Origin of the sequence: Mesorhizobium sp. M4A.F.Ca.ET.090.04.2.1 (genome assembly GCF_003999085.1) — a bacterium.
In the GTDB taxonomy this organism is placed as follows: domain Bacteria; phylum Pseudomonadota; class Alphaproteobacteria; order Rhizobiales; family Rhizobiaceae; genus Mesorhizobium.
In genome coordinates this window covers 1-6,619 of the sequence record NZ_RZOT01000339.1, presented here as the reverse complement: position 1 = coordinate 6,619, position 6,619 = coordinate 1, and the positions used below count along the sequence as shown (strand labels likewise).

Genomic DNA, 6,619 nt, shown 5'->3' with positions numbered 1-6,619 from the left:
GTTTCGCGACGCGCGCAAATGTGCCGGTGGTGCTGGTCGGCGATATCGATCGCGGCGGCGTCATCGCTTCGGTCGTCGGCACCCATCTCATCCTGCCGGACGAGGACCGGCGCATGATCGTCGGCTACCTCATCAACAAGTTCCGCGGCGACGTCTCGCTGTTCGACGACGGCATCGAGGCGATCGGAAAGTTCACCGGCTGGCCTTGCTTCGGTGTGGTGCCGTGGCTGAAGGCGGCGGCGAGGCTGCCTTCCGAGGATTCGGTGGTGCTGGAACGGCTGGCATCCGGCGAGAAGCGGGCGCTGAAGGTGGCAGTGCCGATGCTTTCGCGCATCGCCAATTTCGACGATCTCGATCCATTGAAGGCCGAACCGCAGGTCGAGGTGGTGTTCGTGCCGCCCGGCAAGCCGTTGCCCGCGGATGCGGGATTGGTGGTCATTCCCGGCTCGAAGTCGACGATCGGCGATCTCATGAAGTTCCGGGAGAATGGCTGGGACCACGATCTCCTCGCCCATCGCAAGCGGGGCGGCCATGTCGTCGGCATCTGCGGCGGCTTCCAGATGCTCGGCCGCAAGGTCAGCGATCCCGCCGGCATCGAGGGCAGCGTTACCGAGGCGGAGGGGCTCGGCCTGCTCGACATCGAAACAGTGATGGAACCGGAAAAGACCGTGCGCAATGTCAGCGCCCGCTCGGTGCAGTTCGATCTGCCGCTGGAAGGCTACGAGATCCATCTCGGCCGCACCACCGGCCCGGACATGGCGCGGCCGTCCGCCGTCATCAACGGCATCGATGACGGGGCGATCTCCGCCGATGGCAAGGTGGTTGGCACCTATCTGCACGGGCTGTTTTCCGCAGACGCCTTCCGGGCAAGGTTCCTGGAAAGCCTCGGCGTCAAAGGCGGCGGTATCGACTATCGCGCCGATGTCGAGCGGGCGCTGGACGAGGTCGCGGCCGAACTGGAAACCCATCTCGACTGCGACGCAATTTTTGGCCTGGCCCGTTAGCTGGCGGCGTCTCCTGCCTTCGGCCAGTAGGTGCCAAACGACCAGACACTGCCTTCCGGGTCGCGGCAGATGAACTCGCGGCTGCCATAGCCGCGATCGGTCAGTTCCTGCAGGATCGTGGCGCCGGCCTTTCTTGCCCTGGCGTAGGCGGCATCGGCGTCTTCCACCGCGACATAGATCGACTTGCCGCCGCCGGCGCCCGGCTCGCCGACCATCTTGCCGTAGTCGTCGTCACGCGCGGTGCCGAGCATGATCATCGAGGCGCCGAAGACGAGCTCGGCGTGATGCACGACGTCGCCCTCGCCATAGCGGGCGCGCACGGTGAAGCCGAAGGCATCGCACAGCCAGTCGATCATTCCGGCGGCATTCCTGTAGCGCAGAGCGGGGTAGAGACGAGGTGCTTCGTTCGCGGTCGACATGGCAATCTCCCTGGTGTCGGTTGATGGTATCCAGTCTCGGCGAAGGCCGCCGCGGCGTCTTGAAGAAATGTTACCTCGGTGGAGAAAGAGACTATGCGAGCGCGGTTGGCGTCTCGCCGGCGAGATCGCGGAATTCGCGCACCAGATGCGCCTGGTCAGCATAGCCGCAATCGGCGGCGATCCCCGCCCAGTCGTCGAGCTGATGCTTGGACAGCGAGAGCGCCCGGTTGAAGCGCACGATGCGCGACAGCGTTTTCGGCCCGATGCCGATCGCGTCGGAAAATTTCGCCGCGAGATGCTTGCGGCTCCAGCCGAGCTGATCGGCAAGCACGGAGACCCGCGTGCGTCCGCCAGAGCCAATGACTTGCCGGTAGGCCCAGGCGATCTCGGCTGACATCCGCTTCGCCTCCGCCAGCCTTGCTGCGACGAAGCTCTCGGCAATCGCGAAACGCGTGCCCCAATCCCGTGCCTCGCCAAGCCTTTCGCGCAGCGCGATGCCTTCGAGGCCAAGCACATCGTCGAGCCCGACCATGCGGTCGGTCAGCTCGCTCATCGGCAGGCCGAAGAAGCGGCGGGCGCCGAGCGGGGTGAAGTTGATCTGGACGCAGCAGGCGCGGCCGAAGGATTGGATTACCACCGGCCCGGCAAAGAGGCCGGCGGCAAAGCTGGCGAAGCGATCGTTGTCGCCGGGGTCGCGCCCAAGCCCGATGGCGAAGGGCTCGGCGAAGCTGATGACCAGCGGCACGGTCAGCGAAGCATATTCGACATTGCGGGAGCAGACGGGCAGCATCTCGCGATAGCCGCAAAGGTCGGTGACTGCGCCTGCAAGCGAAGCGTCAGCCGCTCGCCGCACCATCTCGAACCTCGCGGCTAAAGAATGGTCCTGTTCATGACGGCGCTCTGTCTCGATCGACATCGGCAATCCTCGCCCGCCAAATCTAGACCACATTCCGAAATCAAAAGCGCCCGGCTTGTGGCCGGGCGCTTCGGTTACCTGAGATCTGAATGTGCCTGACTTAAGCGCCGCGCATCATGCAGCCGGCGGCAAGCACGATGTAGCCTATGAGAACAATCCACACTGCGGCAAGAGGAATGAACGCAAGAACGCCAAGAGCGGCGAGAACGCCGATGATGGCGATGACAAGGGAGATAATGAAAATAAGCTGAGTAGGCGCACTGAGATTCATGTGTGGCTCCTCCAACATGATTCGTACGCCGGCATTGTATCAGCGGGGCCGTCACACACCAATGAGCAGGCGCAACGGGTTCGCCGGGTCGGCCAGGAGCTTCACCGCCAGTGCCACGCAGACGACGACCAGCAGCGGCTTGATCAGTCTCGCGCCGATACGGATGGCAAGGCTGGCGCCGAGGCGGGCGCCGAAGAACTGGGCAACGCCCATCATCAGGCCGATCTTCCAGTAGACGACGCCGACGGCGGCGAAGACGGCGAAGCCGCCGATGTTGGAGGCGAAGTTGAGCAGCTTGGTGTGCGCCGTCGCTTTCAGCACGCCGTAGCCAGCGAGCGCAACGAAGGCCAGCATGAGGAACGAGCCGGTGCCCGGGCCGAACAGGCCGTCATAGAAGCCGATGGCTGGCACGACCGTGAGTCCGAACAGAAAGGGCGAAAGCCGCTCGGCGCGGTCGACATCGCCCATGTTGGGCTTGACGGCGAAATAGAGTGCAATCGCGATCAGCAGCAGCGGAAGCAGGGCGCGTAACACGTCGCCGGGCACGATTGTCGCCAGCGAAGCACCGGCCGCGCTCCCGGCGAGTGCCAGGACGGCGGACGGAAGCTGACGGCGGACATCGACATGGCCATTCGCGGCATAGTGGATGGTCGCCGAACCGGAGCCGAACATGCCTTGCAGCTTATTGGTTCCCAGCGTCTCGAGCGGCGAGAAGCCGGCAAGAAGCAGTGCCGGAATGGTGATCAGAGCGCCGCCGCCGGCGATGGAATCGATGAAGCCGGCGGCAAAGGCGGCAAACGCGAGCATGACGACGGTGTGGGTGGCAAGATCGAGCATCGGGGGCTGCAAGGGTTGCGGCGAGGGGGACGGCAGGTTCCATCATGCCCGTCCCATTTGCGCAAGGCCGATTCCGCGCTAACTATCTGCGACGGAATCGCAAAGGGGAGGCCGATGGCAATGGCATTGCTCGACCAGATACGCTCGATCTTCGACGGCGATCCCGGCGTACGTAAGGTCGCGGACGATCCGGTCCTGTCGGCGGAATTGTTGATGCTGTTCCGCATGATCCTGGCCGATGGTTCCGTCTCGGAGAGCGAGATGGTCGCCTTCCGGCGCATCTGCAAGGAGGCGTTCGGCATTCCCGAGACGAGCATCGACAGCGTCATCGAATATCTCAACGACTTCGGCTACGAGACCAATGGTTCGCAGGCGATCGCGCTGTTCCGCGACCTCGACGTCGAGCGGCGCAAGCTGCTCGCCCAACACATGGCCGAGATCGCCAAGGCCGATTCGAAGCTGGCCGAGAACGAGGTCAAGCTCCTGCGCCGCACGCTCGACCTGCTCGACATCAGCCCGGTCGATGTTGTGAAGCCGCAGGAATAGCCGGATTCGATGGCAGACGGCGCGTCTGGCCGCCTATCCCTGTTCCTGCAGCCTCCGCGCGATTGCCTGGTGCAGATCGGGCGCGGCTTTCACCAGCGCCTTGGCCGCGTCGGACTGCGGGTTGTCGAGCACCGCGCCGGTCTTGCCGCGCTCGACGATCCTGCCTTCGTGCATGACCAGCACCTCGTCGGTGATGGCGCGGGCGACGGTCAGGTCATGAGTGATGAACAAGTAGGCGATGCCGAGCTTCTGGTTGAGCTCGGCGAACAGGTCGAGGATCTGGGCGCGGATCGAAACGTCGAGCGCCGAGACCGGCTCGTCGGCCACGACCAGCTTGGGGCGGGGGATGATGGCGCGCGCGATCGACAGGCGCTGGCGCTGGCCGCCCGAGAATTCGTGCGGATATTTGTCCATGTCGCGCGGCCCGAGGCCAACCTCGTGCAGCGCGTGCGCCACGAGCTCGCGCCGCTCGGCGTTGGCCGGTTTTTTGGCCAGCACATGCAGCGGCTCGGCGACCAGTTTCTCGACCTTCTGGCGCGGATCGAAGGAGCCGTAGGGGTCCTGGAATACGACCTGCATGTCGCGCCGCACCGGCTTCAGCTCCGCCTCGCTGCTGCCGGTGATGGTCTCGTCGCAGAAACGGATCGTTCCCGAGGTCGATTTGTCCAGCGCCAGGATCATGCGGGCAAGCGTGGACTTGCCGCAGCCTGAACGTCCGACCAGGGCCACCGACTGGCCAGGTTCTATCGACAGCGAGACGTCGTCGACGGCGCGGAAGGGAGCGGCGCGCCGGAACAGCGAGCTGCGTCGTCCCGGATAGTCGCGGGTCACCCCTTCGACTTGCAGCAGGGGCCTGGCCGAGCCGGCGACGTGGGTTCGGGGGCGGGCCGGCACATGCATGGAAGCCTGCGCCAGCTGACGCGTGTAAGGATGGAGCTGCTCAGACAGCGTGCGTGCCGTGTCGCCGGCTTCCATCACCTCGCCATGGCGCAGGATGGTGATCTTGTCGGCCATCTCGGTCACCACCGCGAGGTCGTGCGAGATCAGCAGCAGGCCCATGCGGTTTTCCGCCACGAGGTCGCGCAACAGATCGAGGATCTGCGCCTGCAGCACCACATCGAGCGCCGTGGTCGGCTCGTCGGCGATCAGGAGCTTGGGTTTCAGCGCGCAGGCGATTGCAATGACGACGCGCTGGCGCTGGCCGCCGGACAGCTCGTGCGGATAGCGCGACAGCGGGAATTTTGCCTCGGGCAGGCCGACCCGGTCGAGCACCTTGCGCGCCCGCTCCTCGGCTTCGGCGCGGCTTGCCTTGGTATGCCAGCGGATGCCTTCGGCGACCTGCTCGCCGATCGTCTTGACCGGATTGAGCGCCGTCATCGGCTCCTGGAACACCATGCCGATGTCGTCGCCGCGCAGCGCGCACATCTGGTCCTCGCTCGCCGCCAGGATATCGAGGCCGTCGAAGGCGACGCGCCCGCCGGCACGCGCCGCGAAGGGCAGAAGCCGCATCACGGTGAGCGCCGTCATCGACTTGCCCGAGCCGGACTCGCCGACAAGCCCCATGACCTCGCCCGGTGCCACGGCAAGCTCGACCCCCTTCAGGATCGGCGTGTCGCCGATCGCCAGCGACAGGTTCTCGATCTCGAGCAGGCTCATCGCTGCCGCCGCGATTTCGGGTCGAGGATGTCGGCGATGCCGTCCCCCAGCAGGTTGAGGCCGAGCACGGTGACGACGATCGCCATGCCCGGAAAGATCGCCATCCACGGCGCCACGACCATGCGCGTCTGCGCGTCGAACAGCATGCGACCCCAGCTCGGCATCGGCGGCTGCGCGCCGAGGCCGACATAGGAAAGGCCGGCTTCGGCAAGGATGCCCAGCGCGAACTGGATGGTGCCTTGCACCAGGAGCAACGTGGCGATGTTTGGCAGGATGTGCTCGATGGTGATCAGCGTTGGCCCCTTGCCGGCGGCACGCGCGGCCAGGATGAATTCACGCGGCCAGATGGCGAGAGCGCCGGCGCGGGCGACGCGCGCGAAAACGGGAATGTTGAAGATGCCGATGGCGATGATGGCGTTGATCGCGCCCGGCCCGAAGATGGCGGTGATCATGATCGCCGACAGCAGCGCGGGGAAGGCGAAGACGAGGTCGTTCAGCCGCATCAGCGCCTCGTCGGCGAGGCCGCCGCGCGCGGCGGCAAAGGCGCCGAGCGGCACGCCGACGCCCATGCCGATGCCGACCGCGACCAGCGCCACGGCGATCGAGTTGCGGGCGCCGACCATGATCATCGACAGGATGTCGCGGCCGAAATGGTCGGTGCCGAACCAGTGCGCCCATGAAGGCGTCAGGGTCTTGTCCGAGATCACCAGCCTGGTGACATCATAGGGCGTCCAGACATAGGAGAGCATCGCTATCGCCGCCACCAGCGCGGTGATGGCGAAGCCGACGAGGAAGGACCGGTTGCGGAACGCCTTGGCCAGCAGTGCGCCAACGGTCTCTTCGGGGATGTCGACATGGAGCGTCATTGCCGGCTTCTCAGGCGCGGATCGACGACCGCATAGGAGAGGTCGACGAGGAGGTTGACGGCGATGACGGCGGCGACCAGCAGCATGACGACGCTTTCGACGAC

At 65.5% G+C, this 6,619-nt stretch carries 8 protein-coding genes and 1 pseudogene; 2 read left to right on the top strand and 7 right to left on the bottom strand.

The features are described 5' to 3' along the window. Positions 1 to 1,004, top strand: a 1,004-nt coding sequence (locus tag EN781_RS21950; protein ID WP_127400325.1) for a cobyric acid synthase, incomplete at its 5' end; no start/stop codon positions are given. On the opposite strand, the gene EN781_RS21945 is transcribed toward EN781_RS21950, so the two are convergent. The 4 genes from EN781_RS21945 to EN781_RS21930 form a co-directional block, all read right to left on the bottom strand. Then, entirely contained in the window at positions 1,001 to 1,423 is a 423-nt protein-coding gene (locus EN781_RS21945) for a VOC family protein (RefSeq protein WP_127400324.1), read from the bottom strand. The genes EN781_RS21950 and EN781_RS21945 overlap by 4 nt on opposite strands. Positions 1,424 to 1,514: 91 nt before the next feature. Further along, complete coding sequence (locus EN781_RS21940; RefSeq protein WP_126054124.1) at positions 1,515 to 2,339, bottom strand: helix-turn-helix domain-containing protein; 825 nt, start codon at positions 2,337 to 2,339, stop codon at positions 1,515 to 1,517. Positions 2,340 to 2,439: 100 nt separating this feature from the next. Next, positions 2,440 to 2,610 (bottom strand): hypothetical protein, encoded by a 171-nt coding sequence (locus EN781_RS21935; RefSeq protein ID WP_126054125.1) that lies wholly within the window; start codon positions 2,608 to 2,610, stop codon positions 2,440 to 2,442. Positions 2,611 to 2,661: 51 nt separating this feature from the next. Beyond that, on the bottom strand, positions 2,662 to 3,447 hold the full coding sequence (locus EN781_RS21930) for a TSUP family transporter (protein ID WP_126054126.1): 786 nt from the start codon (positions 3,445 to 3,447) through the stop codon (positions 2,662 to 2,664). A gap of 114 nt (positions 3,448 to 3,561) precedes the next feature. Between EN781_RS21930 and EN781_RS21925 the strand changes: the two genes are divergently transcribed. Next, positions 3,562 to 3,993 carry a TerB family tellurite resistance protein gene (locus tag EN781_RS21925; protein WP_126054127.1) on the top strand — a complete coding sequence of 144 codons (432 nt, stop codon included), beginning with the start codon at positions 3,562 to 3,564 and terminating at the stop codon, positions 3,991 to 3,993. A gap of 33 nt (positions 3,994 to 4,026) precedes the next feature. Here EN781_RS21925 and EN781_RS21920 read toward each other — a convergent pair whose 3' ends face one another. The 3 genes and pseudogenes from EN781_RS21920 to EN781_RS35440 form a co-directional block, all read right to left on the bottom strand. Beyond that, positions 4,027 to 5,649, bottom strand: coding sequence for a dipeptide ABC transporter ATP-binding protein (locus EN781_RS21920; protein ID WP_127400323.1), 1,623 nt, complete (start codon positions 5,647 to 5,649; stop codon positions 4,027 to 4,029). Then, positions 5,646 to 6,515 carry an ABC transporter permease gene (locus tag EN781_RS21915; RefSeq protein WP_126054129.1) on the bottom strand — a complete coding sequence of 290 codons (870 nt, stop codon included), beginning with the start codon at positions 6,513 to 6,515 and terminating at the stop codon, positions 5,646 to 5,648. The genes EN781_RS21920 and EN781_RS21915 overlap by 4 nt, the downstream gene beginning before the upstream one ends. After that, positions 6,512 to 6,619 (bottom strand): annotated as a pseudogene (locus EN781_RS35440) (ABC transporter permease); the annotation flags it as partial. The gene EN781_RS21915 and the pseudogene EN781_RS35440, both read right to left, overlap by 4 nt.

Coding starts and splice junctions, on each gene's coding strand:
- EN781_RS21945 (WP_127400324.1), bottom strand. CDS start 1,423: ATGTCGACCGCGAACGAAGCACCTCGTCTCTACCCCGCTCTGCGCTAC.
- EN781_RS21940 (WP_126054124.1), bottom strand. CDS start 2,339: ATGTCGATCGAGACAGAGCGCCGTCATGAACAGGACCATTCTTTAGCC.
- EN781_RS21935 (WP_126054125.1), bottom strand. CDS start 2,610: ATGAATCTCAGTGCGCCTACTCAGCTTATTTTCATTATCTCCCTTGTC.
- EN781_RS21930 (WP_126054126.1), bottom strand. CDS start 3,447: ATGCTCGATCTTGCCACCCACACCGTCGTCATGCTCGCGTTTGCCGCC.
- EN781_RS21925 (WP_126054127.1), top strand. CDS start 3,562: ATGGCAATGGCATTGCTCGACCAGATACGCTCGATCTTCGACGGCGAT.
- EN781_RS21920 (WP_127400323.1), bottom strand. CDS start 5,649: ATGAGCCTGCTCGAGATCGAGAACCTGTCGCTGGCGATCGGCGACACG.
- EN781_RS21915 (WP_126054129.1), bottom strand. CDS start 6,515: ATGACGCTCCATGTCGACATCCCCGAAGAGACCGTTGGCGCACTGCTG.